24 protein-coding genes and 1 tRNA gene are annotated in these 26,988 nt (G+C 59.4%); 13 read left to right on the top strand and 12 right to left on the bottom strand.

Annotated features, from left to right (window positions below; all coding sequences use genetic code 11):
- Positions 1-7 precede the first annotated feature (7 nt).
- From FB555_RS00615 to hrpA, 10 genes are all read left to right on the top strand, one after another.
- Complete coding sequence (locus FB555_RS00615) at positions 8-937, top strand: FAD-dependent oxidoreductase (protein WP_182483518.1); 930 nt, start codon at positions 8-10, stop codon at positions 935-937.
- A gap of 14 nt (positions 938-951) precedes the next feature.
- Complete coding sequence (locus tag FB555_RS00610) at positions 952-1,197, top strand: putative antibiotic biosynthesis monooxygenase (protein WP_182484304.1); 246 nt, start codon at positions 952-954, stop codon at positions 1,195-1,197.
- 66 nt (positions 1,198-1,263) lie between these two features.
- Complete coding sequence (locus tag FB555_RS00605) at positions 1,264-3,930, top strand: winged helix-turn-helix domain-containing protein (RefSeq protein ID WP_182483517.1); 2,667 nt, start codon at positions 1,264-1,266, stop codon at positions 3,928-3,930.
- 116 nt (positions 3,931-4,046) lie between these two features.
- Positions 4,047-4,730 carry a hypothetical protein gene (locus tag FB555_RS00600; RefSeq protein WP_182483516.1) on the top strand — a complete coding sequence of 228 codons (684 nt, stop codon included), beginning with the start codon at positions 4,047-4,049 and terminating at the stop codon, positions 4,728-4,730.
- Between the two features lie 28 nt (positions 4,731-4,758).
- Complete coding sequence (locus FB555_RS00595; RefSeq protein WP_182483515.1) at positions 4,759-5,028, top strand: hypothetical protein; 270 nt, start codon at positions 4,759-4,761, stop codon at positions 5,026-5,028.
- Between the two features lie 18 nt (positions 5,029-5,046).
- Positions 5,047-5,733, top strand: a complete 687-nt coding sequence (locus tag FB555_RS00590; RefSeq protein WP_182483514.1) for a DUF2306 domain-containing protein — start codon at positions 5,047-5,049, stop codon at positions 5,731-5,733.
- A gap of 87 nt (positions 5,734-5,820) precedes the next feature.
- The gene (locus tag FB555_RS00585) at positions 5,821-6,492 is read left to right on the top strand and encodes a DUF4389 domain-containing protein (protein WP_182483513.1); all 672 of its coding nucleotides are present in this window, start codon (positions 5,821-5,823) and stop codon (positions 6,490-6,492) included.
- A complete protein-coding gene (locus tag FB555_RS00580; RefSeq protein WP_182483512.1) occupies positions 6,476-7,336 on the top strand; it encodes an ABC transporter ATP-binding protein in 861 nt (286 codons plus the stop codon). Before FB555_RS00585 ends, FB555_RS00580 begins: the two co-directional genes overlap by 17 nt.
- Positions 7,336-8,214 carry an ABC transporter permease gene (locus tag FB555_RS00575; protein WP_182483511.1) on the top strand — a complete coding sequence of 293 codons (879 nt, stop codon included), beginning with the start codon at positions 7,336-7,338 and terminating at the stop codon, positions 8,212-8,214. Before FB555_RS00580 ends, FB555_RS00575 begins: the two co-directional genes overlap by 1 nt.
- A gap of 373 nt (positions 8,215-8,587) precedes the next feature.
- The gene (gene hrpA, locus FB555_RS00570; protein ID WP_182483510.1) at positions 8,588-12,499 is read left to right on the top strand and encodes an ATP-dependent RNA helicase HrpA; all 3,912 of its coding nucleotides are present in this window, start codon (positions 8,588-8,590) and stop codon (positions 12,497-12,499) included.
- A 73-nt stretch (positions 12,500-12,572) separates the two neighbouring features.
- On the opposite strand, the gene FB555_RS00565 is transcribed toward hrpA, so the two are convergent.
- The 5 genes from FB555_RS00565 to FB555_RS00545 form a co-directional block, all read right to left on the bottom strand.
- Positions 12,573-13,325: an amino acid ABC transporter ATP-binding protein gene (locus tag FB555_RS00565; RefSeq protein WP_182484222.1), complete on the bottom strand. Its 753-nt coding sequence runs from the start codon at positions 13,323-13,325 to the stop codon at positions 12,573-12,575.
- Positions 13,326-13,387: 62 nt separating this feature from the next.
- Positions 13,388-14,407 (bottom strand): amino acid ABC transporter permease, encoded by a 1,020-nt coding sequence (locus tag FB555_RS00560; RefSeq protein WP_182483509.1) that lies wholly within the window; start codon positions 14,405-14,407, stop codon positions 13,388-13,390.
- Positions 14,407-15,294 (bottom strand): ABC transporter substrate-binding protein, encoded by an 888-nt coding sequence (locus tag FB555_RS00555; protein ID WP_182483508.1) that lies wholly within the window; start codon positions 15,292-15,294, stop codon positions 14,407-14,409. The genes FB555_RS00560 and FB555_RS00555 overlap by 1 nt, the downstream gene beginning before the upstream one ends.
- Before the next feature lie 236 nt (positions 15,295-15,530).
- A complete protein-coding gene (locus tag FB555_RS00550) occupies positions 15,531-16,523 on the bottom strand; it encodes a ribonucleotide-diphosphate reductase subunit beta (protein WP_182483507.1) in 993 nt (330 codons plus the stop codon).
- Positions 16,524-16,652: 129 nt separating this feature from the next.
- Positions 16,653-19,154, bottom strand: coding sequence for a ribonucleoside-diphosphate reductase subunit alpha (locus FB555_RS00545; protein ID WP_182483506.1), 2,502 nt, complete (start codon positions 19,152-19,154; stop codon positions 16,653-16,655).
- A 207-nt stretch (positions 19,155-19,361) separates the two neighbouring features.
- Here FB555_RS00545 and FB555_RS00540 point away from each other — a divergent pair, with 207 nt between their 5' ends.
- Together FB555_RS00540 and FB555_RS00535 are read left to right on the top strand one after the other, a co-directional pair.
- Entirely contained in the window at positions 19,362-20,567 is a 1,206-nt protein-coding gene (locus FB555_RS00540; protein ID WP_182483505.1) for an MFS transporter, read from the top strand.
- A gap of 54 nt (positions 20,568-20,621) precedes the next feature.
- Positions 20,622-21,521 carry a DUF4349 domain-containing protein gene (locus tag FB555_RS00535; RefSeq protein WP_182483504.1) on the top strand — a complete coding sequence of 300 codons (900 nt, stop codon included), beginning with the start codon at positions 20,622-20,624 and terminating at the stop codon, positions 21,519-21,521.
- Here FB555_RS00535 and FB555_RS00530 read toward each other — a convergent pair.
- The 5 genes from FB555_RS00530 to FB555_RS00510 are packed head-to-tail and all read right to left on the bottom strand — an operon-like array spanning position 21,448 to position 24,952.
- Positions 21,448-22,614 carry a MalY/PatB family protein gene (locus tag FB555_RS00530; protein WP_182483503.1) on the bottom strand — a complete coding sequence of 389 codons (1,167 nt, stop codon included), beginning with the start codon at positions 22,612-22,614 and terminating at the stop codon, positions 21,448-21,450. The genes FB555_RS00535 and FB555_RS00530 overlap by 74 nt on opposite strands.
- A gap of 9 nt (positions 22,615-22,623) precedes the next feature.
- Positions 22,624-23,265: a pyridoxamine 5'-phosphate oxidase gene (pdxH, locus tag FB555_RS00525; RefSeq protein ID WP_182483502.1), complete on the bottom strand. Its 642-nt coding sequence runs from the start codon at positions 23,263-23,265 to the stop codon at positions 22,624-22,626.
- A 3-nt stretch (positions 23,266-23,268) separates the two neighbouring features.
- Entirely contained in the window at positions 23,269-23,649 is a 381-nt protein-coding gene (locus FB555_RS00520) for a hypothetical protein (RefSeq protein ID WP_182483501.1), read from the bottom strand.
- Complete coding sequence (locus FB555_RS00515) at positions 23,646-24,173, bottom strand: heme-degrading domain-containing protein (protein ID WP_182483500.1); 528 nt, start codon at positions 24,171-24,173, stop codon at positions 23,646-23,648. Before FB555_RS00515 ends, FB555_RS00520 begins: the two co-directional genes overlap by 4 nt.
- Complete coding sequence (locus FB555_RS00510) at positions 24,170-24,952, bottom strand: SDR family oxidoreductase (protein ID WP_182483499.1); 783 nt, start codon at positions 24,950-24,952, stop codon at positions 24,170-24,172. The genes FB555_RS00515 and FB555_RS00510 overlap by 4 nt, the downstream gene beginning before the upstream one ends.
- Positions 24,953-24,993: 41 nt before the next feature.
- On the opposite strand from FB555_RS00510, the gene FB555_RS00505 reads away from it, so the two are divergent.
- Positions 24,994-25,845, top strand: coding sequence for a UbiA family prenyltransferase (locus FB555_RS00505; protein WP_182483498.1), 852 nt, complete (start codon positions 24,994-24,996; stop codon positions 25,843-25,845).
- Between the two features lie 149 nt (positions 25,846-25,994).
- Here FB555_RS00505 and FB555_RS00500 read toward each other — a convergent pair.
- Both FB555_RS00500 and FB555_RS00495 read right to left on the bottom strand, forming a co-directional pair.
- A tRNA-Ala gene (locus tag FB555_RS00500) sits at positions 25,995-26,070 on the bottom strand.
- Between the two features lie 71 nt (positions 26,071-26,141).
- Positions 26,142-26,939, bottom strand: a complete 798-nt coding sequence (locus FB555_RS00495; protein ID WP_220475759.1) for a phosphate ABC transporter ATP-binding protein — start codon at positions 26,937-26,939, stop codon at positions 26,142-26,144.
- Positions 26,940-26,988 lie beyond the last annotated feature (49 nt).

The following is a 26,988-nucleotide window of genomic DNA, read 5'->3' as shown; positions in this document are numbered from 1 at the left end:
GGTCAAGGTGACTCGGAGTGACGCAGTGATTGTCGGTGCTGGTGCCGCTGGACTCAGCGCGGGGCTGGTTCTTGCGCGCGCGCAATCTTCCGTCACGGTCATAGATGCGGGTGGTCCACGGAACGCACCTGCTGCAGAGATGCACGGTTTTATTTCGCGTGACGGCATCCCGCCACTCGAATTTATTGAGCTGGGTCGCAACGAGTTACGCGGCTATGGGGCATCAATCATCTTCGACACGGTGCAAAGAGTCGACTTTGGCTCGGACAGAACGTTCACCGTGACGCTTGAGAGTGGAGCCACTGTGTACGCACGCACGATGCTCGTGGCAACCGGTCTGACCGACCAGTTGCCCCCCATCGCCGGCCTCAGCGAACGGTGGGGGACACTCGTTCATCATTGTCCCTACTGCCACGGATACGAAGTGCTCAACAAGAACATCGTGGTCATCGGCAGCCCCACGAAAGAGATGTCGATCAAGCAGGCGGGTCTATTACGCCGCTACAGCGACCGAGTCTCGCTCGTCACCAATGGAGTCGATCTAACCCATGACGAGCGTATTGGCCTAGAGACATTCGGGATCCAGGTGGTCGTCGGAGTGGTGTCGCACTTTGCAGGCAAGATCGGATTCCTCGAAGGAGTCGCGCTCGAGGACGGCACTTTGATCAAGTGCGAGGCGGCCTTCGTTGCACCGCGACCGCGCCCCAACGATCAGATCCTGGAAGCCCTAGGATGCCAGAAGAATGTGACCACCGGTCTGGTTATCGTGGATGGCTTCGGCCAGACAAGCGTCGCCGGGGTATGGGCCGCGGGCAACGTCGTGACCCCGACCGCCCAAGTCATCACCGCAGCAGGAGCAGGAAGCGCTAGCGCCATCGCCATCAACGGGTGGCTCCTGCAGAACGACCTCGACGCCACGATCGCGGCGCGACAATAAGAAGGAGCCCCACCATGTCATTGACGAACAACACGCTTGCCACCGCCCCGCCCACCGTTCATGCCCGAGCGGTGATCACGTGGATCGCGATCTTTCCCTTGGTCACTTTGGGCTTCTTCGCGATCGCACCATTTGCGACCGATTGGAACCCGATTCTCCGCGAATTCGTGTTGTCAGTTTTTGTGGTGCCACTCGCGGTGTACATCGTCGTTCCCCAGTTAGTGCGGCTCTACGGCAAGATCCGCACTACGCGTCGCTGACGCCCAGGGGTCGTGCCTCTCCACGGGAGGTCGACCCGCTCACCGGCGCATCCCTAGGATAAGCACATGGCGATGCAGGTTCTGGCTACTAAACTCTTCGTGCCCCTACCGCGCACCCAGGCCGTCCCTCGCCCCCGCCTCACCAGAAAACTGGATGCAGGGGCTGCCGCTGGTCGAAGGCTCACGCTCATATCTGCACCCGCCGGGTTCGGCAAGACCACGGTGCTCAGCGAATGGATCGCGGCATGCCGACTTGCCGACCCCGACCTCCGTGTCGGCTGGGTGTCGCTCGAAGAGAGCGACAACGACCCAATCCGATTCCTAACCTATTTGGTCGCAGCATTCGACGCCGCGCATGGATCGGCGACCTCAACTGGGGATGATGTGACGCGGTCGATGGAATGGACACTGACGGCGCTTGTAAACGACGTTACACACCATGCCAACCGGATACTGCTGGTGTTGGACGACTTCCAGCTGATCGAGGACACATCTATACGCGACGCGGTCACCTTCCTCCTCGATCATTCACCCCCTAATCTGCACATCGCGATTGCCAGTCGATCCGATCCGCTGCTTCCCCTCGCGCGGCTGCGCGCACGGGACGAACTCACCGAACTGCGGGCGACTGACCTGCGGTTCACCCCCGACGAAGTTGCAGAGTTCCTCACCCTAGCCACCGGCATGGCCCTGTCTCCCGGTGACATCGCCGCTCTCGAGGCTCGAACCGAGGGGTGGATTGCCGGACTCCAGCTTGCTGCCCTTTCCCTGCGGGAACGGCCCGACGTCTCCGAGTTCGTCACTGCCTTCACCGGCAGCAATCGATTCGTCATCGACTACCTCATCGAAGAGGTTCTTGAACGCGCGCCAAACCACGTCCGCGAATTTCTCTGCCAGACCGCAATCCTGGATCGACTCTCCGGGCCGTTGTGCGATGCCATCACCGGCAACTCGGACGGTACGGAGATGCTCGCCGCCCTCGAGCGTGCCAATCTTTTCGTCGTTCCTCTGGATGACCAGCGAAAGTGGTACCGGTATCACCACCTCTTCGCAGACGTGTTGCAGGCCCGACTCCTGGCGCACGGCGTCGCCCACGTGAATGCGCTGCACATCCGCGCCAGCGATTGGTTCGAACGCAGTGGCTCGCCAGAGGAGGCTGTACGACACGCGCTTGCAGGCTCCGACTTCCCTCGAGCCGCGAGGGTGATCGAGTCCACTATTCCGAGCGTCCGAAAAAGTCGACAAGACGCCACGCTGCTCGGATGGCTCGCCCTTCTACCCCCGTCCGTCATCGATTCCCGACCCGTGCTGCGTGTCTTCGCGGCCTGGGCCTCTCTCGTCGCCGGCGATATCGCAGCGGTCGAACCCCAGCTCGCCGCTGCAGAGCAGCAATTCAATTCTGCAGTGGACGGTGGCGCTCACGAGTCCGAGCCCGGTGAAGAACTGAACTCGCTCCTTGTCACCATCGCTCTCTACCGGGGTGCGGTTGCGATGGCCTTGGGCGACATGTCAGCGATTAGGACACACGCGCAGCACGCCCTAGATATGGCTACGCCGGACGACCACCTCGGCAGAGGCGCAGCGGCAGGCATGCTGGGCTTAGCCGCGTGGGTGAGCGGCGACCTCGAGGCAGGAGTGGGTGCTTTCCGCGAATCCGCCCGCAATCTGCGTCGGGCGGGCAATCATTTCGATGCCCTCAGTACAACTATGGTCGTTGCGGACATGCTGCTCGCGCTCGGTCTGCTCGAAGAAGCGCAATCAGGCTATGATCTGGCGTTGCGCGAAGCCGACGGGAACCCACCTGCCGCAGACCTGCACGCGGGCCTCAGCGAAGTGCTGCGGCAGCGCGACCAGCCAGAAGCCGCCGCAGAGCAGCTAGCTGCAGCCGTTGCACTGGGAAATGGCGCATTCTCGCACGAACACCAATATCGCTGGTCGGTCGGCATGGCCGGCGTCACACGATCCGAAGGAGATATGGAAGGCGCTCTCGGCTTCTTGACCGCCGCGGAGATGCAGTACCGACGGGGATTCTTCCCGGAGGCCAGACCTATCGGCGGCTTGAAGGCAAGGATCTGGATCACCCAACATCGTCACGCCGACGCCTGGGCGTGGGTTGTCGAACAAGCGCTGAGCAGTTCTGACGAACCCACCTACCTCAGTGAGTTTGGCCACATCACTCTCGCGCGGTTACTCATTGCGGAAGGCACCAACGAGGCTGTCAACGACGCCGAAGCGTTGCTCACCCGTCTCGCCCACGCCGCCAAACTGGGAAAACGCACAGGCAGCCTCTCCGAGATCTTGATCCTGCAGGCTCTCGCACGGCAGACTCAAGCACAGACAAAGCTCGCCCTAGAGTCGCTGGAACAAGCCCTCATACTTGCAGAACCCGAAGGCCACATCCGGGTCTTCCTCGACGAGGGCGCCCCGATGCTGCGGTTGCTGCGAACAGCCGCTGGTGCGGGCATCCAGCCTGACTTCGTGAGGATGCTCAGCCAGTCGCTAAGGAACGCCGGCGAAAACGACGCCATAGCGCCGATGGCCGAGCCCCTCAGCGAACGTGAACAGGGAGTCCTTCGACTGCTCGCGACCGAATTGTCCGGTCCCGAAATAGCTCGCCAACTTCACATCTCCTTAAACACTATGCGCACGCACACCAAGCACATCTTCCTAAAGCTCGAGGTCAATAATCGCCGCGCTGCCGTCCGCCGCGCGGAGTCCCTCGGACTCATATAGCCCAAGAATCACCATGTGCAAGACCCACATGGTGATGTCGGGTCACCACCTTCCTTCATAGCTTTAGGACGTCCCCAAGCGACAAGCCTGGACATCCCTAGCATCGGAGAACCGCCATGAGCATCACCTCGACCACCCTCACTCGTGCGGCCGCTGTCGCCGCAGCACTCGCAGGCGTCGCCTACGTCGTCATCCAGTTCATCCACCCGTCTGACGTCATTGAGTCCCTCTCCACGCAGGCGTGGGCGAACGTCCATGTCTTCAGCTTCGTCGAAGCAGTGCTCGCACTGATCGGTGTGACCGGCCTTTATCTTTACCAAGCACGAATGGTCGGCATCCTTGGCCTCATCGGATACGTGATGTTCGGCTTCTTTTTCATTCTGCAAGCATCGTTTAACTTCGCCGAAGCATTAATCGCACCCCTGATTGCGATCAATGCGCCCCAGCTCGCGGTCGACTTCGCTGGCCTATTCGGACGCTATCCCGCCGAGACCAACCTCGGCGCACTTGCAGCACTGCCGAACGTCGGTGCCATCCTCTACGTCGGCGGCGCCCTGCTGTTCGGCATCGCCACCATCCGAGCTCGCCTGCTCTCCCGCGGAGCGGGAATCCTCCTCATCGTCGCAGCGGTCGTGACTCCCATCGCTGGCGCCCTGCTACCTCACACGCTCGAGCGCATGGCCGCTGTACCAATGGGCCTCGCCCTGATCTGGCTCGGCTACTCCCTCTGGACGAACAGCCGCACGAACCCTTCGCAACTGACCGTGTCCACCGACTCCGACCGGATCACCGCCTGCTGACTTCGTGCAACTCGACGGACCCACGGCGATGACCCACCCACCAGCCGACGGCGACGCCGAACCCGGCAGATACGAGATTCGCCTCCGCGGGCAGCTTGACCAGCGCTGGAGCGATTGGTTTGAGGGATTCACGCTCACCAACCAGAGCGACGGAACCACCATCCTCACCGGTCCAGTGATTGATCAAGCTGCCCTGCACGGTCTACTCAGACGCGTCGGAGACCTCGGCGTAACCCTGATCTCCCTCAATGTCACCAACAATTCGAAAGAAGAACCCGATGAAGGACCCGCGCTTTGATTCACGGATCGCAACATCATGACCACAATCGCGACCGCGGTGGCAGTGAGAGGACCCCGGGGTCAATGGCTAGCCCCGACCGGCCTCATCCTGCTCGCACTGATCCCGATCCTCGCGGGCGTGATGCGACTCACTGAGTTGACGGGGAACGTGCTCCCCACTCCAGCCAACTCACGTTTCCTGGACTCACCCGTTCCAGTCATCGCCCACATCGTGAGCGTCACGATCTTCAGCCTTCTCGGCGCCCTCCAGTTCGTGCCAGCCCTACGGCGAAGCAGAGCTCGCTGGCACCGGATGGCCGGTTGCATCCTCATACCCGCGGGTCTGCTCACCGCACTCTCCGGAATGTGGATGGCCGCGTTCTACCCTCACCCCGCCGGCGACGGCGACGTCCTGGTGATATTGCGACTCGTCTTCGGCGCGGCGATGATCGCGTGCATCATCCTCGGCGTCCGCGCGATCTCCCAACGGAAAATCGTCTTGCACAGCGCATGGATGACCCGGGCCTACGCGATAGGGATCGGCGCCGGCACCCAGGCCATCGTGCTGATCCCTGGGTCGATCATCTTCGGCTCCACCCACGAGATCTCACGCACCACTCTGATGGGTGCGGCGTGGGTCATCAACCTCACGGTCGCTGAACTCGTCATCCGTCGGCGCACACGTCACCAGCTCGGCAATACCCAACTCAGGGTGACCGCATGACCGCCCTCGCAGCACCTCTCGCGTCCGCACTCCTGGCCGTCCCTGCCCTGCTTCACCACACTGACCTAAACGAAGGATTCACAAGATATGACCACGACAGCTACACCCGCAATTGACAAGGTTCGCCTCATCGGCGAGTTCGACCCCCATCTTTCCCGGTGGCTCTGGTTATTCAAGATGTTCCTCGCTATCCCTCACTTCGTGATTCTCGCGGCGCTGTGGATTCCATTCATTCTCACCACTCTCTTCGCTGGAATCGCAATAGTTGCCACCGGTCACTACCCGCGCAGGCTATTCGACCTCAATGTCGGCATTCTGCGCTGGAACTGGCGAGTGGGGTTCTACGTCTATGCAGGGCTGGGCACCGACCAGTACCCGCCGTTCAGCCTCGCTCCTCGAGCAGACTACCCCGCAAACTTCGATGTCGCCTACGACCCCCGTCCTTCCAAGGGGCTGGTGCCGCTCAAATGGTTCATGGCGGTGCCCCATCTCGTGATCGTCGCCCTCATCATGGGCGATCTACTCTCATTCGCCCAGCCAACGTATGTCACCTCAGGAGCCTTCTCAGTCCTCAACGTGCTGACGGTCATCGCCGGCATCTTTCTGCTACTCACGGGGCGATACCCTCGACCACTATTCGACCTGCTCATCGGAATCAACACATGGCTCTATCGAGTCCTGGCTTATGTCGCGTTCATGCGCGACGAGTACCCACCGTTCCGGCTCGACACAAATGATTCCGATGCCATCAAGCGTTGAAGTCGCCGGATTGACGAAACAGTACCGCGACGTCACAGCCGTAGACGACGTGTCGTTCGCGGTGCCTCAGGGCAGCGTGTTCGCATTCCTGGGGACGAATGGCGCGGGCAAGTCAACCACGATCGCCTGCCTCACGACGGTGGTTCGCCCTGACGCAGGACGACTCTCAGTCGGCGGCCACGACGTTGCCTCCGAAGGCGAGGCGGTTCGGCGGACAATCGGGGTGGTGTTTCAGGACTCTCTCCTAGACGACAGTCTGACGGTGCGCGAGAATCTCATGGTTCGCGGACTTCCATACCTTGGGAATCAAACGGCCATCCGGGAACGGATTGTTGAGCTTGCCGAGACAATGCAGCTCGACGAGATTCTCAACCGAAGGTACGGAAAGCTCTCCGGTGGCCATCGGCGCCGGGTCGACATCGCCCGCGCGCTCATTCACGACCCACAGGTTCTTTTCCTGGACGAGCCCACGACCGGCCTGGACCCGGCGAGCCGCCAACTCGTGTGGCGCACTATCCACGAGTTGCGCGAGCGCACTGGCCTGACTGTTTTTCTCACCACCCACTACATGGAGGAGACGGAGGAGGCCAATTACGTCGCGATCATCGATCACGGCCACCTCATAGCGGAAGGGACCCCAGCCGAACTGCGTGCTCAACACAGCTCGAGCGTCCTCACCCTCACCACAATCGCCGGTGCCGAGCAAGTCCACGTCGACGATGCATCGCAGGCCCGCCGGATCCTCATCGAACGGGGCGACTCCATTCTCGATTTCGAGTTTCGACACGGGCGGATGGATGACGTATTCCTTTCGCTCACCGGCCACACAGTACAGGCAGCCTGATGAACATCGTCATAACGCTCACCCGACGCAACCTGCTCATCTACGTCAGGGATCCGCTCAGCATCCTCTTCTCGCTGCTGGGCCCGCTCATCCTGTTCCTGCTCTACAAACTGTTTCTCGGCGAATTGCAGGTTGCATCGATCGTCAATCGCGCACCTGGTGCTGACTTTAGCCAGGTGCACGGTTTTGTCGACGCTTGGATGTTCGGCGGCATTGTTGCACTCTCGTCGATCACCACTCCACTCAGCGCTCTGTCCGTATTCATGGACGACGCAGGATCTAACCGATTCCGAGACTTTGTGGTCTCACCCATCAAACGCAGCCAACTGGTCCTGGGATACCTTCTCGCCGCATTCGCCGTTGGCATGGTCATGACGGTGCTCGTACTCGCACTCGGGCTGCTGTATTTGGGGTTCGTCAGTGGCGTCGTTCCGGGGGTGCCCGAAGTAGCCAGCGCCCTGGGGTCGGTTCTGCTCTCGACAGCTGCATTCACAGCGATGTGGGCACTCGTAGTCTCGTTCCTCCGCACCAACGGGGCCTTTTCAGCTGTGTCCACAATCGTCGGCACCGCGGTGGGCTTCGTCGCCGGTGCTTACATTCCGTTGGGGCTGATCCCGGAAGCGGTTCGCTCGACACTCAGTGCCTTCCCGTTCGCACAGAGCGCGATGCTCCTCAGGCAATCGCTAGCAGCCGACTCACTATCGAGTCTGGTCGGATCTACCGTGACGGCAACTGACACTTTGAACGAGTTCTACGGAATCGACCTAACTGTGGCCGGCTGGGCCGTGCCGACTTGGTACGCGATCGGTCTGCTCGCGCTCGTCGCCATCGTATTCACAGCGCTGTCCGCGGTTCGAGTTCGCGATCGCATCCGCTAGCGTCCATGTACTCGCGCTATCGCGTGCTGGTGCATGCAAGTACTTCTATCTGTAGCGATTTTTAAGCGACGCCTCGCCTGGGATCACCTGCTGTCCAAGGGTCAATTGGTCAACGTCACCCGCTAGATCAAAACCCAGACAAACACTGTGGTCCGATGTGTCGGACTGGTCGATTTTCGGCCCAGAATCGGCCCCAAATATTTTGAAGTGTGGACAGAATGTGGGCAAAAACCACAACAGGCCCGACCACATTCCAGAAGAAATCCTGGTCAGACCCGTTATTTTTGGTGCGCCCGGAGGCATTCGACCCCCGACCTATTGATCCGTAGCCAGCAGACCTGATAGCTTTTGGCGCGTTAACATTGAAGTACCCATGACCGAACTGAAGATTACGTACCCGCAAGATCTGCCGGTCAGTGCTAGGCGCGAAGAAATCTTGCGCGCAATCGAAGAAAACCAGGTCATCATCATCGCGGGGGCGACCGGCTCCGGTAAGACGACTCAACTGCCCAAAATGTGTCTCGAGCTGGGGCGCACGGCTATTGCCCACACCCAGCCCCGCCGTATCGCCGCCCGCGCGGTCGCCGAACGCCTATCAGAAGAGCTTGGTGTTGAACTCGGTGGCCTCGTCGGGTATCAAGTGCGCTTCACCGATCAGGCGAGTGCCGACACCAAGATCAAAGTGATGACGGATGGCATTCTGCTGAACGCTCTGCAGCGCGATCGCACGCTGAAGCGTTTCGACACCATCATCATCGACGAGGCGCACGAGCGCAGCCTCAACATCGACTTTTTGCTCGGCTACCTCAAGCAGCTTCTTCCCCAACGCCCCGACCTCAAGCTGATCATTACCTCGGCCACCATCGACCCCGGCAGCTTCTCGGCGCACTTCAACGATGCGCCCATCATCGAGGTCTCGGGACGCACGTTCCCCATCGAGATTCGGTACCGGCCCTTGGTCGCCGAACGCATGGCTACCGATGACCCGGATGACGATGACAGCCCCAAGGGTAAGACCGCCGAACCCTCGGCCTCGGACTATGTCGATGGAATCGTCTCGGCTCTCAACGAGCTTGAGCGCGAGGCTTCCGGTGACGTGCTCGTTTTTCTCTCGGGCGAGAACGAGATCCGCGACACCCAGGAGGCCCTCGCCGGCAATATCACGGCTGGGCGCATGTCATCCGGCACCGAGGTCCTGCCCCTGTATGGCCGCCTCTCCGCCGCCGATCAGCACCGCGTCTTTCAGACCTCGCGCATGCCGGGCATGAAACGTCGCATCATTTTGGCCACCAACGTGGCGGAGACATCGTTGACGGTGCCGGGCATCCGTTATGTCATCGATGCCGGGCTCGCCCGCGTGAGCCGTTACAGTCCGCGGGCCAAGGTACAGCGCCTTCCCATTGAAGCAATATCGCAAGCGAGTGCTAATCAACGTTCGGGCCGCTGCGGTCGAACCAGCGACGGCATCGCGATTCGGCTGTACAGCGAAGAAGACTTTGGCCGACGCCCCGAGTTCACCGACCCCGAGATTTTGCGCACCAATCTTGCCTCGGTCATTTTGCAAGCTACCTCTCTGGGCCTCGGCGACATCACAAACTTTCCGTTCCTGCAGCCACCGGATTCCCGCGGAGTCAAAGATGGCATCGACCTGCTGCGAGAACTCGGCGCGGTCACGGTTACCCAGACAGTTGCCCAGGCAGCTGCTCAGGCAGTTTCTCGCACCGAACCCAAGGCCACAGAAGCTCCCCTTGTGCTCACCAAAGTGGGCCGGGAACTCTCGCGGCTGCCCATTGAGCCGCGCTTTGGCCGGATGGTGCTGGAATCGGCAAAGCATGGTGTCTCACGCGAGGTACTTGCCATTGTCGCCGGTCTCACCGTGCAAGATCCCCGAGAACGCCCTCTCGAAAAGCGCCCGCAGGCCGACCAATTTCACGCCCGTTTCGTCGACCCCACCAGTGACTTTCTCTCATTGCTGAACCTCTGGAACTACCTTGAGGAGAAGCAAGACGAACTCGGTTCAAGCGCCTTTCGACGCCTATGCAAGAGCGAATATCTGAACTATCTTCGCGTGCGCGAGTGGCAAGACGTGTTTCGCCAGCTGAAGCAGGTCAGTAGGCCCTTGGGTATCACCCTCGAAGAGGCCAAAGTCGATCCCGATGGCATCCACCGCTCCATCCTTTCTGGCCTGCTCTCTCAAATTGGGCTGAAGGTAACCACCGAGACCCTCAAGAAACCGGATGCCCGCAGCAGTCAAGCAGGCGGCGCCGCCGGAGCCCGCAAACAACTCTCCGGCGAGTATCTCGGTTCACGCAACCAAAAATTCGTCATCTTCCCTGGTTCTGCTTTGGCCAAGAAAGGCCCGACGGCTCTCATGAGCGCCGAACTGGTGGAGACCAGTCGCCTGTTCGCCCGCATGAACGCGGCCATTGACACCGCATGGGCCGAGCAACTCGCGGGAGATCTCTGCAAACGCTCGTACAGTGAACCACACTGGGAAAAGACGCAAGGCGCTGTTGTTGCATACGAGCGAGTCACCCTCTTTGGCGTGCCCATCGTCGTCCGCCGTCGTCTGCAGTATTCGCGCATTGATGCGCCGCTGTGCCGCGAGTTGTTCATTCGCCACGCGTTGGTCGACGGGGAGTGGGATTCAAAACAGTCTTTTGATCGTGCCAATAACGCCCTGCGGCGTGAGCTGGAAGACTTGGAGGAGCGTTCTCGCCGCCGCGATATTTTGGCCGACGACGAAGCTGTCTACCGTTTTTATGACGCTCTGATACCCGCGGATGTTCTCTCCAGTCGCAGCTTCGAAGGCTGGTGGAAGAAGCAACGGGAGAAGAACCCCGACTTCCTCACGATGAAACGCAGCGACCTGCTCGAAGATGAGGAGGAAGTCGGTGACGAGAACGATTTTCCCTCGCAGTGGCAGCTCGGTGAACAACGCCTGGGCCTGAAATACCGCTTCGAACCAGGCCGCGCCGATGACGGCGTCACGGTGGAGATTCCCCTTCCATTGCTGGCCAGCCTGAATGACGAGAGCTTTGGCTGGCAGGTTCCCGGGCTCCGCCTTGAGCTCATCACTGGACTCATCAAGACGTTGCCCAAAGCCATTCGCCGTCAGGTTGTGCCGGCCGGGGACTGGGCCGCCAAAGCACTCGCCTCACTCCCCGAGCAGCCCACCGGTAACTTTCTCGCTGTGCTGGCGTCAACCCTGCAGCGCCTCAGTGGCGCCATTGTCACCTCCCTTGACTTTGAACCGCATCGTCTCGCTGATCACCTCCGCATGACCTACCGCGTTATCGGTGAGCGTGGCCAACATCTCGGCACAGACAAGAACTTAGCGGCACTGCAGCGCGGGCTGGCTGTTCCCGGCCGTGAGGCCGTCGCCCAAGTTGTGGAACGCGTGAGTAACCCGATTGAACGCTCGGGCCTCACAACGTGGGACTTCGCTGAACTCCCCCGCACTATCGATACCCAGCACGGCAGCAACACGGTTCGCGCGTATCCAGCGTTGGTGAAGGATGCGACCGGGGTTAGCATCCGTCTCATGGCTACCGAGATCGACCAAGCGCGGGCTCATGTCGTGGGCGTTCGCACGCTCGTGCTCGGCGTTATTCCTTCCCCCGCCAAGTATGTGCAGGAGCATCTCACCCAAAACGAGAAGCTCATCCTGGCGCAGAGCCCGTATGCCAACCTCAACGCCCTCATTGACGATGCGATCGCCGCCTGCATCGATAACGTTTTGTTCACCATGCGAGCGGATGGCCTCATCTTTCAGAAGGCCGAGTTTGAGACCCTGCGCGATCGGGTTCAGGGCATCATCATGGACACCCTGTTTGAGGCCGTGTCCCAGGTCTCGCGCATTCTTGTCGCCAGCCGGGATGCCCAGCGCGCCATCGCGAAGGCCAACAGCATGACCTTCCTCGCGGTGCTCTCGGAAGAGAAGGCGCACATCGCGCAACTGCTCCCCATGGGCTTTGTGAGTGCCGCGGGCTTGGCTCGTCTCCCCCGCCTGCTCACCTACTTGCGCACCGTCACCGCCCGCATCGAGAAGATGCAAGAGAACCCTGGGCGCGACCGCACCCTCGCCGCGGAGTTCGCGACGGCGCTCACCTTGTTCGAAGCTTCTGGTGGGCGCATTCCGTTGCCGGAACACGCTCCCGCGCACATTGCCCGCGCGCGCTGGATGCTCGAGGAGCTACGCGTGAGCCTCTTCGCCCAAAACCTGGGCACATCCGAGCCCATCTCGGTGCAGCGCATTCGTAAGGTGCTCACCCACGACGGTTAACCCCATCAGGACCGCACCGATCACGGCTCTCAATTCACGCGATCGGGAGGTTGTTCGCCGAGAGAACCGCCCGCTACAGAACCTTGGAGAGGAATGCCTTGGTGCGCGCATGCTGCGGGTTGGCGATGATCTCGCGCGGAACACCTGTCTCAACCACAACGCCACCGTCCATGAAGACCAGAGAATCGGCGACTTCGCGGGCAAAGCCCATTTCGTGCGTCACGACAATCATGGTCATGCCCGACTGCGCGAGACCCTTCATGACATCCAACACTTCGCCCACAAGCTCGGGGTCGAGGGCCGAAGTTGGCTCATCGAACAACATGAGCTTGGGGTCCATGGCGAGCGCTCGGGCAATAGCAACCCGCTGCTGTTGGCCACCCGAAAGGTGCGCGGGATAGTGCCCCATGCGATCGGTGAGGCCCACACGGTCAAGCAACTCTTTTCCGCGTGCGATTGCCAACGCTTTGGGCTGCTTCTTGACATGAATCGGGGCCTCTATGACGTTCTCGAGGGCAGTCATGTGTGGGAATAAGTTAAATTTCTGAAAGACCATGCCAATTTCGCGACGCTGTGCAGCAGCCTGCTTCGGCTGAAGTTCATAAAGAGTGTCACCCTTCTGGGTGTACCCAACGAGCTCACCATCGACGAATAATCTCCCGCCGTTGACAACCTCAAGATGGTTGATGCACCTCAAGAAAGTTGACTTACCCGAGCCGGAAGGCCCGACGAGACACATCACCTCACCTTTTGCCACACTCAACGAAATGCTCTTGAGGACCTCATTGGACCCGAAGCTCTTCGACACTTGCTCGGCGAGGACCATCGGCGGCACTGCCGCTGAAGTGGCAGCGACCGAAGTAGCCGGACTAGCAGCAGAAACGTCGCTCATCGTGAGTCTCCTCCATTCTTGTCGGCAATTGGCAGCGGAAGAGCGCCTGTCGAATCCGGCACGGTAGAAAGCACTCCCGTAGCCAGGCTCACTTTTTCACTCTTTTCCGGCTTGCGGTCGCCAACGCCGCGGGCAAAGCGCTTCTCCAGGAAGTACTGTCCCACCATCAAGATTGACGTGAAGAACAGGTACCAAATCGAGGCAACCAACAGCATGGGGATGGGGTTGAACGTCTCCGCAGAAATGTCGCGCGTTCGCGTATACAAGTCAAAGCTGTAGGGCACCGCGGTCACCAACGACGTCGTTTTCAGCATTGAGATAACTTCGTTGCCCGTGGGCGGAATGATAACCCGCATCGACTGGGGAATGACCACGCGTTGCATGGTCTGAAACCAGGTCATACCAAGGGCCGTTGCTGCTTCTTCTTGACCACGATCGACGGCCATCAGACCCGCGCGAACAATCTCAGCCATGTACGCTGCTTCGTTCAGTGCTAATCCGATGACGGCCAGAGTAAACGTGTTCAGCGCTGCAGTCGTCTGAAAAGACGCCCACGGTTGCATGAACGGGATACCGATGTCAATCGACTGATAGATGATGGCCAGCAATCCCCAAAATACGAGTTGAACGTACACGGGTGTGCCGCGGAAAACCCAGAGGTAAAACCAGGCCACCGACTTGAAGACGGGGTTAGGAGACAGGCGCATGACGGCCAAGATGATGCCCAGAGTGACGGCAATGATCATCGAGTACACCGTGAGTTGAAGAGTATTCAATGCGGCTTCGGATACTCGACGGTCAAAGATGTACTTCCCCACCGACGGCCAGTCATAGGCGGTTCGTTGGGATGCATCGAGAACAAAGAGAACAGCGAAAATAATGATGACGACCGCAATAACGTTGCGCCATGGGTGTTTCAGTTTGACAGCCCGGATGGGTCCAGAACTAGCGGATGCCTCTAGCGACGGGGATGAACCCGTCGCTAGAGGCTTGGCCTGGGGCCGTGAATCGGTCATTAGCCTTTGGCTGCCGCGTTGATCGTGATGGTCTTGATTGCGCCATCCCCGACACCCCAGTTATCCAAGATAGCCATGTAGCTGCCGTCATCAATCATGGACTGAAGTGCGGCTTGGATAGCTTTTCCGAGGCCACCGGTCTTGCTCACGGCGATACCGTAGGGAGCAACGTCGAAGGAAACACCGGCAGCTTGGAGCTTGCCGTTGGTGTTGGCAATAGCGGCCATCGTGACGGGCGAGTCGGCGCTGAGAGCGTCCACCTGTCCAAGGGCAACGGCATTGGTGGCGGCATCCTGAGTATCGAACTGCGTTTTCTCGATGGGGGCCTTGCCCGCAGCAACACAGGCGGCACTCTTGGCAGGAACCTCGTCGGTGTCTTCGTAGGTTGTGGCCTGAACAGCAACCTTGAGCCCGCAAGCGTTGTTGGGGTCAACCGTCTTACCTGCGGCCGATGCCCACATAATGCCGGCCTCGTAGTAGTTCACGAAATCAACCTGAGCTTCGCGCTCGACCGTATCAGTGAACGACGAAACACCAATGTTGACCTTGTTGCCCACAACACTGGGGATGATGTTGGCGAACTGTGCCACTTGATACTCGGGTTTGAGGCCAAGCTTCGCGGCAACACCGTTAGCGATCTCGACGTCCCAACCGATGGGGTTACCATTGGCGTCCTTGAACTCGTTAGGCGGGTAGGTGGCGTCAATGCCGATGCTCAGCACGCCAGACTTTGCGATGTCAGCGGGAAGCAGCGCAACGGCGGCCGAGTCGACACCGATGGCAGCAGCCGTGGTCGCTGCCCCCGTTGTTGTCGCGTTGTTAACGCAACCGGTGAGGGCAAGAACCGTGATGGCAACGAGTGCCGGTATGACCAATCTCTTACGCATGTGTTTCCCTTTTCTCTTGGTGGTGAAGTGAGCGCTGTGGTGAAAGATGAAAGCGTCATAAATTTTGAGTCAGAAGAAAGCATACGGTTGCAAAACTTCTTCGTCTCGACGGTATGAGAAGCCTACTCAGGATTTCGTTACGGTTTCATTTCGAATGGCGGAATTTAAAACAAAAATGCGGCCGAGTCTCTACGACCAGACAGGTAATAGGACTCGACCGCAATAATCGCTCTTCGTTAGTGAGCGCCGACCGTTGCCGAGGCGTTGGATTCGTAACTGGTGTTGGTCGACTCAAAGAAGTTGACCAACTGAAGGGTGTCGTTGGCGGTAGCCATCCACTTCGCGGGGTTGGATACCTTGTACTCGGCTTCGAAGCCCAGCTCCTCGAGGCGACGGTCAGCCAAGTACTTGACGTACTGGTTGATATAGTTCGAGTTCAGCCCCAAGATGCCGTTGGGCAGGAGGTCGCGGTTGTATTCCTCCTCCATCTCGACGGCATCCATGATCATTTGCTTGATTTCGGCAGCGAACTCTTCAGTCTGAAGGTCGGGGTTTTCCTCCAGAACCGTGAGGATCAAGTTGATGCCGAACTTGAGGTGGAGTGACTCGTCGCGAACGACCCAGTCCATAAGAGATCCGAAGTTACGCAACAGGTTGCGCTGGCGGAAGCTGAGCGCCACCATGAAGCCCGAGTAGAACCAGATGCCCTCGAGAATGATGCTGTACGCAATCAGATTGCGAACGAAATCTTTCTTGCCCTCGGTGGTCGTGATGTCGAGAGTCTGCTCGGTCATGCGCTTGATGAACTTGACCTCGAACTCCTCTTTACGCGCCATCGAGGGAACGTTAATGTGCGAGCCGTAAGCCTCCTCGCGGTCGATGGGGAACGTCTCCAAGACGTATTCGAACGACATGCAGTGGTTGGCTTCTTCCCACATCTGCTTGGCGAGGTAGAGGTGACACTCGGGAGCATTGACGTAGGGGTACACGCCGAAGGCCAGGGCCTTGTTCACGAGCAGCTCGTTGGGGTTGAAATAACTCATCAGAAACGTGATGGCGTGGCGTTCCTCATCCGTCATCTTTTTGAAGTCGGCAATGTCTTCACCCAGCTGAATCTCGTTGGGAAACCACGTGTTCGCAACGGCTTGGTCATAGAGATCCATTGCCCACTGGTAAGTGACGGGCTTGAGCATCAAGCCTTGTTCAACGCCGGTACCGAGAATACCCATAATATTTCTCCTTGATTGGTCTACAAATACTGTCAAAAATTGCTGTGAAAAGGATGAGCCAAAACTGTTATTGGCAGGACTCACACTGAAGTTCGTCCATCGGGTCTACCGGAACGATGTATTCCTCGTTCATGATTTCCCTCCCGTCGCACCGAAGCCGAAGCCCCGTCGTGCTGGCGCAGGGACGGAGGGCTCGGCCTTAGCCACGGCCGAAACCGAGTGAGGGGCTGGAGCGGAAGCAGAACCGCTACCGAAGCCGAAGCCCTTCTTGGCGCCGCCCATGCTGTTGCTAATGTCCTCAGACTTGTTGACCTTCACAGTCGACTGCTCTGCGGTGTGCCGCGGCTTCATGTGCAGGTAGTACGTCGTCTTCACGCCGCGCTCCCAGGCCGCCGAGTAGATGCCCATCATTTCGCCGACGTCACGCGTCTCGAGATACATGTTGCGGCTAATCGCCTGGTCGATCCACTTCTGGGCGCGTGCGGCAACCTCAATGAAGGAGGACGGCGCAAGCTGGAAGCTCGTCTTGTAGGTCGCTTTGATATCATCGGGGATCAGCGCAATGTTCTGAACGTCGCCCTGGCTCCGCAGCAGGTCTTCGCGAACACGCTCCCAGAGGCCTAGCTTCTGAAGGTCCACAACCAAGTTGCGGTTCACCTCAAGGAACTTACCCGAGCTGGTGGCACGGCTGAAGATCTGCGAGAACTGAGGGTCAAGACCGGGAGTTGTTCCGGCAACCAGACCAATGGATGCCGTGGGAGCAATTGCCATCAGGGTTGCATTGCGGATGCCACCCTTCACACGCTCGCGCAACGCATCCCAGTCAAGGGTGGTCTTGCGGTTTACCGTGATGGGGATGCCGCGATCAGCTTCGGCCAAGTCAATGCTGTCGAAAGGAACAAGCCCCTGCGACCAACGACTGCCGGGAAAGTTCGTGTACGCCCCGCGCTCCTGAGCCAACTCGATGGACGCCTCAATGGCGGCGTACGAGATGTGCTCCGTGATGACGTCGATGAGGTCATACGCCTCTTCAGATTCGTAAGAGAAGCCCAGACGCTCGACGATGTCGGTGAAGCCCATGAGCCCGAGGCCAATCGCACGGTTCTGCGAGTTGGAGAAGTCAGCTTCTTGAACCGAGGAACGCGTGATGTCGATGAGGTTGTCGAGTTGACGAACGGCCAACTTGGCGCTCTCTGCGAGCTTGAGGTAATCGACCTCATTGTCGGCCGTGAGGTGGCGCGACAGGTTGATCGATGCCAAGTTGCACACCGATATGTTGTCTTCGTCTTGCGGCAACGTGATTTCGGTACAGAGGTTCGACAAGTGAATCGTGCCGGTGTTGTTGTTCAACGCTCGGAGGTTAATCGTGTCTTTCCACGTCAACCAGGGGTGGCTGGTGGACTGCAACGAAATCAGAATCGCCTTGAACTGCTCGCGAGCACCAATCTTCTTGTACATGTTCATGCGACCAGCTTCGGCCTCGGCCACATAGAAGTTGTAGCGCTCAGAGAACGCCTTGCCGTAGAGCTCGTTAAGATCGCCAACTTCCAAGGGATCGAAGAGGTACCAGGAGTCGTCGTTCTGAACGCGCTTCATGAACTCGTCGCTGATCCAGACGGCGGTGTTAGCCGTGCGGGTACGACGGTAAGGGTCGCCAGAGTTCTGACGAAGGTCAAGGAACTCGGGGAAGTCGAGGTGCCAGTTCTCCATGTAGAAGCACAGGGCGCCGAACTTCTTGCCGCCCCGGCTCACCGCACGCAGGATGGAGTCGATGGTGTGCATGAACGGGATCGGCCCTGTGGAGGTCGTGTTGTTCGAACGGATGGGCGAACCTTGGGACCGAAGCTTGGTCACCGAGAGGCCGATGCCACCAGTTCCCTTGGTAAGCCACATGACATCGCGCGTTGTCTTGGCGATGTGCTCCATGTCGTCTTGCATTTCCATGACGAAGCAGTTGGCTAACTGAGGGTAGATGGTACCGGCGTTGACCAGCGTGGATCCGGCGGCCAAGTACTCGAGCTGGCTCATCTTGCGGTAGAAGTTGAGGGCGTGCTCGGTGGGGTTCGCTTCGTTGAGCGACAAGCCCATGGAGATTCGCATCCAGAAATATTGAGGAACCTCGAGGGGGTCGCCATTGCGGCCTTTGATGCCGTAGCGATTGTTCAGCGTGACGACACCGATGTACTTGAGCAGCTCATCGTGGATGGGCTCGATCTCCGCGGCCAGGGCGTCGAGATCAAAAAGCGAGGTGAGACGAGGGTCAAGCAAACCCTCTTCGACTCCGCGGATCATATTGGCGGCGAAGTGCTCGCGGTGCAAGTTCTTCAGTTGCGAGGCGGTGGTGTAGTCGCCCAGTACACGCTTGTAGATGGTCTTGAGAAGTAAACGAGCGGCGACGATGTCGAACGCGGGGTCATCTTTCACGTTTTGCAAAGCGACTTGAATGACCGCTTCATCGAGCTGCTGAGTGGAGATGCCATCGAATAGCGTGATTTCGAGCTCCGAGGCAATCTGAGTGACCCACGCAATGGAGTCATCGAGACCCTGTGAGGCCTCTTCGATCGCCAAATTAATCTTGTTGGCGTCATACTGCTCGCGCTGTCCGTTGCGCTTTACGACGGTAATTCCCACGTCTTGTTATCTCCTTGCTCGATTTTCGTCTTTTAGGTGCTTGACCACTATATAAGGGGTGACGATGGTATTTGAATCCCTACATGTTGTAGGCGTGTCGTCCACACCTGTGGATAAGTTGTGCCGAATTATGCACATGTTCATGCACGCGCCCCCAGCTGTTTACTGACTCCACAGGCATCCCGGCCCCCGTAGACTGGGTCTGTTGTGAAGACTTATTGGGACATCATGAAAACGCCGGGGGTAGCCCGAGTTTTGTTGTCCCAACTCACGGCTCGTTTCCCCTTCGGAATGGTGTCGCTGGCATTCCTTATCCACATCGAACACGTTTACCACTCCTACGCAGCCGCCGGAGCCGTTCTCGGGGCTCTCGCACTGGGGCAAGCCCTCGTCGGTCCCATCACCAGCCGCATGATGGGCATCTTCGGAATTCGCCCGGTCATTGTTTCCACCATTGTCGTGGTCTCGATCACGGTGTGCGTCATGGTCTTGTTCCCGCTGCCCATTTGGGTCCTTATGGTCCTCGGTCTGGTTTCCGGCGCGTCGATGCCGCCTATCCAGCCGGCCGTTCGCACGATGTACCCCAAAATGGTGCCGTCAACAAAGTTGACTCCCCTCTTCTCACTGGACGCCTCCGCCCAAGAAATCATCTGGATTGTGGGCCCGGTTCTGACAACCTTCGTTGCGGTGCAGATCAGCAGCGCGGCCGCGATCTTTTTGGCCGTCGGATTTTTCATTGTTGGCGGGGCGTGGTTCCTCACCTCCCCCATCGTTGGCCGGGTTCGCATTCCCCGCAGCAAGACGCGTTTTGGCGGCGTGCTCAAGCGTCCGACCGTCATCATCAGCACCGTTGTGGGCCTTCTCCTCGTGGCCTCGTTCGCCGCGGTTGAAGCAGGCATTGTCGCCATCTTTGGGAACGGCGGCCCCACCGCTGGCTGGGTTTTGGCCATCTTTGCGCTTGGTTCTCTCTTCGGCGGTCTCGCCCTGGGACACCGGGAGATCAGCTCCTTCTCGCTGACGGCTCGCATGTTCGTCGTTGCCGCCGGCATGGGACTGGCCGTTTTTTCCACCGACTTCTGGTGGTTGTCGATCATGTTGTTCATCTCGGGGATCGGCGTGGCGCCGGCCCTCACCGTACTGTTTGCCAACGTTTCGGCCACCCTAAAGTTCAGCGAAACTGCCGAAGCCTACGCCTGGATCGGCAGCGGCCAACTCATCGGTGTCGGGATGGGTTCCGCAATTGCGGGTCTCACGATCGATGCTTTTGGTCCCGCCGCCGCGATTCTTGTCGCCGCCTTGTTCGCCGGTACCGGAACGGTGGCCGCCCTCATCGCCAAACCGTGGAGTCCGGACCTCCGCAATCGCGACCTCAGCCCGATCCCAGACACTGAGCCCATCCCCGTTCAACACTGAGCGTTCGCTGAAAATTCATTCCCGCTGATCGCCGACGAGCATTAGTGTTTTTGTATGAAACGATTGCTCGCGCTCGGCGTCCTTGCCTCGGCATTACTACTGACCGGGTGTTCAACCGGCGGATCCACTGCACCGTCCGTCTCCTTGCTCGATTCTGGGATGGTGACGTCAGAAGGCCTCAAAGCCAATCCGAATGGGAGCGTCGCCACCGATTCGAGCGGTGCTGTGGTGACGGACTCCTCCCGTTCCGTGGTCAAGACGAGCGCAGTCTCGGTTGCTGTCGAGCATCCGTTCGATATTGCTCCTGAACTTGCGGCCATTGCCGCCCGAGCCGGCGGCTACGTGCAAGACAGCAGCAGTTCCCCCGCAAGCGATTATCAGAGCGAGAGCGCCTTTGCCACCCTCCGGGTTCCGGCCGACAAACTCAACTCCGTGACGGAGGAGGTTCTCGCCCTTGGTTCCTTCGTATCATCGAGTCAGAGTGAAACAGACGTCACACTCCAAGTGACCGACGTCGAGGCTCGCATCGCCAGCCTCACAACCTCGATAGACCGCCTTACGGCCCTCATGGCAAACGCCACGAACACTGCGGACCTCTTGGCCGCAGAGAGCGCCCTCACCCAGCGCCAGGGCGAGCTCGAGAGCCTGGTGGGTCAACGCGATTACCTAGCGAACCAAGTCGATTTGGCCACGCTCTCCGTTTCCGTGATTCAAACCACTGATGCGGCCCCGACCTCCCAGAGCTTCTGGGATGGCCTTTCGCAGGGCTGGCAATCTGTGATCAACGTTGGCAGCGTGCTCGTGGTTGCCCTCGGATTCTTGTTGCCGTGGCTTGCCATCATGGCAGGAATTGCTCTCGTGGCCGGGGCCGTCATCTGGCTCAGCGTGCGAGCAACACGCTCCCGGCGCGGCGCAGGGCCTCCGTCAGAATCGTCGGACTCGTCGCAAAATTGATGCGCACGTGGCCGGCGCCTTCGTCCCCAAAGAATGAACCGGGGCTGAAGGCTACTTTGCCTTGTTCCTCGAAAATCTGGGCGGGGTCACCAGCGAGCTGAAGGGGCCGGCAGTCCACCCACGCCAGATAGGTCGACTCGGGCAAAAAGTAGTGTGCTCCCGGTAGATGCTTGGCCACGAGATCCCCGAGAAGATGCCGATTCGTGTTGAGGTCGGCGATGACCGCATCGATCCACGGGCCTCCCGAGTGGTAGGCCGCGGCGTGAGAAATTACCCCGAGGTGGCTCGCGCCGTGGACATGCCCCTCACGCAGCGCGTTCAGGTCTGCCCGCGATGGCGGACCCCCCACAACAAGGGCCGCTTTCAAGCCCGCAAGGTTGAACGACTTTGACGCGCTCGTCACCACAATGGCCGACTCGGCGCCAGTGACGGTGAGGATGGGAGTGAACTCGTGGCCCGGCATCTGCAGGGGCGCATGAATTTCGTCGGAAATGATCCGAATCCCATAGGTGGTTGCCAAAGCCGAGAGCATCTCGAGTTCGGCTCGCGTGTGCGAAACGCCAGTGGGGTTGTGGGGGTTGCTAATCAAAACGATGCCGCCAGTGCGCGCTTTCTTGATGGCCGCGAAGGCAGTTTCCAGGGTCTCCGGGTTCAAACGCCCTTCGGGAGTCAGCACCGCGTGCAGGAGTTTGCGCCCCATCCGTGTGACATATTTCTCGAAGGGTCCATAGACCGGGGGGGTGATAACAACGGGAACATCCTCGCCCGAGATCTGCGCGATGACCTCCGTGATACCGGTCAAAACGTCAATGACGGCGAACGTGTCGACCGGATCCACCGTCCAGTTCCAGCGAGCGAGGGCAAACTCGGCAAAAGCTTCCCCGTAGGCGTCACCGTTCCCATACCCGGTGTCGCCCATCTCCATGGCGTTCTGCACAGCATCGATAATGGGCTGGGCCAGAGGAACATCCATTTCGGCAACCCACAGGGGAAGAATGTCTTTTCCGTAGCGCTGCCACTTAGCACTCTGGCGCCGTTGAAGTTGCGTCAAGCTCAATGTCTGGAGGGGGTGAAAAATCTGCATCGACGTCATGACCAAAGCCTAAGGCTGCAGACGCTCGAGTTTCCACGTCCCATCGTCCAGTGCCGTAAATCGAAGGCGGTCGTGAAAACGCTTCGAGCGCCCCTGCCAAAATTCGATGCTGGACGGAACAACACGAAAACTTCCCCATTTTTCGGGACGGGGAACATGCGTCCCTTCCGGATATTGCGCCTCAAGGGCGGCCATGCGTTCGTCCAATATTTCCCGGCGAGCAATGGGCTCGGATTGGTCGCTGGCCCATGCCGCAAGCTGCGCTCCTTGCGGGCGCCGGGCGAAATAGGCGTCCGACGTCGCAGCATCCGTGGCAACGGCCGTGCCCACAATCATCACCTGTCGTTTCAGGGCATACCACGGAAAAAGGAGCGCGACCGAAGGGTTTGCCCGCAATGATTTTCCCTTGCGGGACTCATAGTTCGTGACAAATTCGAAGCCCGTGTCGTCGAGTCCCTTGAGCAATACCGTTCGGGATGTTGGCTGCCCGTCCGCGTCAACGGTGGAGATGACCATCGCGTTGGGTTCAAAGATCTCCGCTTGTTCTGCCTCGTGCAGCCACGTGGCAAATTGCGCCATCGGATTCTGATTGATGTCGATCTCGTTGAGGCCCTTAGCGCCGTAATCCGTGTGTCGTGTCAACGATTCCATGGGCTAACCCAGCGCCACAATAAGCGCACAAGCGAAAAGGACCATTGCCACCGGGGTCATCACGAACCTCTCGGGCCTACTACGAGAGAGAGCGTTCATGACAACCCCAAACGAAAGGTAGACCGTGATCATCCAGCACAAAAGGCCCCCGACGGGACCGAGAACGGGAATAACAAGCACACCGGATGCCGCGAGCAGAATGAGTGAGAACGCTGCGTAGAGAACGACCGCAATAATGCTCCCCCGCCGAAGTCGAGGCGGGAGGACATCATTTTGTCCACCCCAGGCGAAGCGGCCGAGGGGCGCTCCAAAGACCAACGCCAGCTGAAAGATGGCGAGGAGCGCGATGAGGACAGTGAATGTGATTGCGGCTATTGAGGTCATGATAATGAGCTTCCTGGCGTGTGGGTATTTTGCTGGCGCTTCAGTGCCCGACGCAAGGCCGCGACGATAATGGCGTGATCAACTTCTTGGGGTAGCCCGCTGACGGCGACGACGCCGACTTGCAAATCACCTACGCGAAGAGGGAACGCACCCCCGTGTGCGGCGTACAGAAGGGGGTCGACTTTGGCATCCGTCTCAAATTTTTGACCCGAGAGAGCGAACCGTCGACCGACCAAATAGGAGGACTCGTTGAAACGGCGCACGGTGCGCACCTTTCGTTCTAACCAAGAATCGTTATTCACGGAAGCGCCAGAAAGTGCCGCATGAAAGACACGTTGCTCACCGAAGAAGATGGCCACCGCCGCAGGATGCTTCGCCTCACGCGCCAGGGTAACGATGTCATTTCCGAGCGCCCAGGCGTCGTCGTAACCGAACGCCACGAAACGCAGTTCACGATCCTGCTCCTCGAGTTCAGCGACCAGAGCTGTCAGATCAAGGGCATCGGTATCGCGCTGTTCACTCATGAGGATGCCTTCGGCGTGAGGGGTCCGCGCACAAGTTTGTGCTGCGCTGCTTGCGCGACCGGGCGAATCGTAATCATGTCGAGATTCACGTGGCCAGGAAGTTCGAGCGCGTGCACGATCGTCTCGGCGATATCATCGGCGCTCAGCGGGTCAACCACATCGCGATAAATGGCCTCGTACCGGTCCGAATCCCCACCAAACCGGTTCAGCGTGAACTCCTCCGTTTTGACCATGCCCGGAGCAACTTCGATAACCCGGATCGGCTCTCCCGCAAGTTCCAGACGCAAGGTCCCCACAACACCGTGTGCCGCAAACTTCGCGGCGTTATAGCCCCCACCACCCTCGTAGGAGGTGAACCCGGCGGTCGAGGTGACGGTGAGGATATCGGCGTGACCGACCGCCAGGGCGCCCCGGCGCAGAAGGGGAAGGAGGGCACTCGTGACGCGCTGCATCCCCAGCACGTTCACATCGAACATGCGTTGCCAATCAGCCGGGTCGCTGTCCTCTACGGAGGTAGCGCCAAAAGCACCGCCGGCATTGTTGACGAGGGAATGCACCGGGCCGGATTTTGCGAGGTAGTCGCGCAGGGCATCCACGTCGGATTGTTTCGTTATGTTGGCCACAAAAGTGTCGGCACCGGTTTCTGCGGCCAACTTCGCCAAACGTTCCGCGCGGCGGGCAACCCCCACGACATTCCAGCCGTGGGCCCGAAAACGCCGAGCAGTAGCTTCACCAATGCCGGAGCTCGCCCCGGTTACAACGACACGCTTAGTAGTCATGCGTCAACGCTAGTGTCTTTCACTCCTTGTAACATGACCGCATGCGTGGAATTGGGCTCGTACGGAACCTCTTTTTGGCGACGCATCCGGGCCCCTCCCTTGCCGTCACGGCCGTCACCATTGTTTTGGCCGTCACCGCTGGCTTGCCGCTCGACCGACTCGTGCTCGTGGCACTGGCCATGCTGGCCAATCAGTTCTCCATTGGGCTTTCCAATGACTGGCGGGATTCGGCCCGCGACACCCGTGCCGCACGAGGTGACAAGCCTCTGGTTACGGGCCTGCTCTCCCCCACGCTGGTGCGCAACGTGGCCTTTGTCTGCGTGGTCATTTCGCTCGGGCTCAGTGCGTGGTTGGGGCCGTGGGTCTTGCTCGCGCAGGTTGCGGGCATTGCGAGCGGCTGGATCTACAACCTCGGCGCTAAGGCAACCGTCTTCTCCTTTGTGCCGTACGTTGTGGGATTCGGCATTCTGCCGGTGATCGTGAGTCTCTCTTCAGGCACGCCCGTTCTCGCCGCACCCTGGGTCATTGCCGTGGCTGCGGTGCTTGGCGTGGCGGCCCACTTCGCCAACGCATTACCCGACATTGAGCATGACCGGTCGGAAGGGATCCTCGGGTTGCCGCAACGACTGGGGGCACGGGCATCCGGCGTTATCACGTACATCGTTCTTCTCTTCGGCGCGACGATTGCCTTCTTTGGCCCCGGCGGCGCGATTTCGGTGGCTCAGTGGATCGGTCTGGGCGTGAACGTTCTTATTGCTGTCGTGGGCGTCTGGCTCGTTGTTCGGTGGTCCCCAAATCAGCCGCCGACCCGCCTCGCGTTTCAGCTCATCATGGTTGCGGCGCTGGCCAATGTCGTCATGATTGCAGTTGCCGGGACCAAGATTCTCGCCTAAATGTGAAAACGGCCCACCCTCCGGTGGACCGCCTCACATTTGGTGGATCTAGGCAGACCCCGTCAGACAAGCAAAGCTTGTCCTCCTCCTCGAATCAGCAGATAGTTAAATGTGAAAACGGCCCACCCTCCGGTGGACCGCCTCACATTTGGTGGATCTAGGCAGATTCGAACTGCCGACCTCTTCATTGCGAACGAAGCGCGCTACCAACTGCGCCATAGACCCGTGGAACTGAGAATATCACGCACGGCCCCATTCCAAAAAGCCGTGCGCGAATCTAACCCCCTGCATTCGGGTTACCCGAAACGTCCATTGACATAGTCAAACGTTCGGGGATCAATCGGCGAATCAAACATCGCCTCCGTGTCGCCGTGCTCCACAATGAGCCCGGGCGTTCCCTGCGAAGCCAAGAAGAACGCACACTGCGTCGAGACGCGTTGAGCCTGCTGCATGTTGTGCGTCACGATGACGATGGTGACGTCGTTCACCAATTCCAACATCGTCTCTTCGATGACGCGCGTGGAGGTGGGGTCCAGCGCCGAACACGGCTCATCCATGAGTAAAACGCGCGGCATGACGGCGAGTGAACGCGCAATACACAGACGCTGCTGCTGGCCACCCGAGAGCCCACCACCAGGCGAGCGCAGGCGATCTTTGACCTCTTTCCAGAGGCCGGCTTTCTGCAGCGACGACTCCACCAAGAAATCCTTGCGGTCGTTATCGGCACGCACTCCGGTAAGTTTCAGGCCGGCGATAACGTTGTCGTAGATTGACATCGCCGGAAAAGGGTTGGGCTTCTGAAAGACCATGCCAATTGACTTGCGCGCGTCAACGAGTTTGCGCTCAGCGTCATAGATGTCTTGACCATCGAGCAAGACTTCGCCCGCGAGGCTGGCCGAGGGCACGAGCTCGTGCATGCGGTTCAGGATGCGTAAGAAGGTCGATTTACCGCAGCCCGACGGGCCAATCAGGGACGTGATCACGCCGGCCGGCATCGTCAACGACACCCGGTCGAGCACCTGGTGTGTGCCAAACCATGCCGACACATTGCGGCCTTCGAGAGACGCGAGTGGCTCGGGAGTTGGCGGCGGCATGTGGTTTCCGCGACGCATCTTCGGTTCGTGCACTTTGGGCGCCGACCAC

The organism is Alpinimonas psychrophila (genome assembly GCF_014137865.1).
Lineage (GTDB): Bacteria > Actinomycetota > Actinomycetes > Actinomycetales > Microbacteriaceae > Alpinimonas > Alpinimonas psychrophila.
This window is presented reverse-complemented; position numbering and strand designations above follow the sequence as displayed.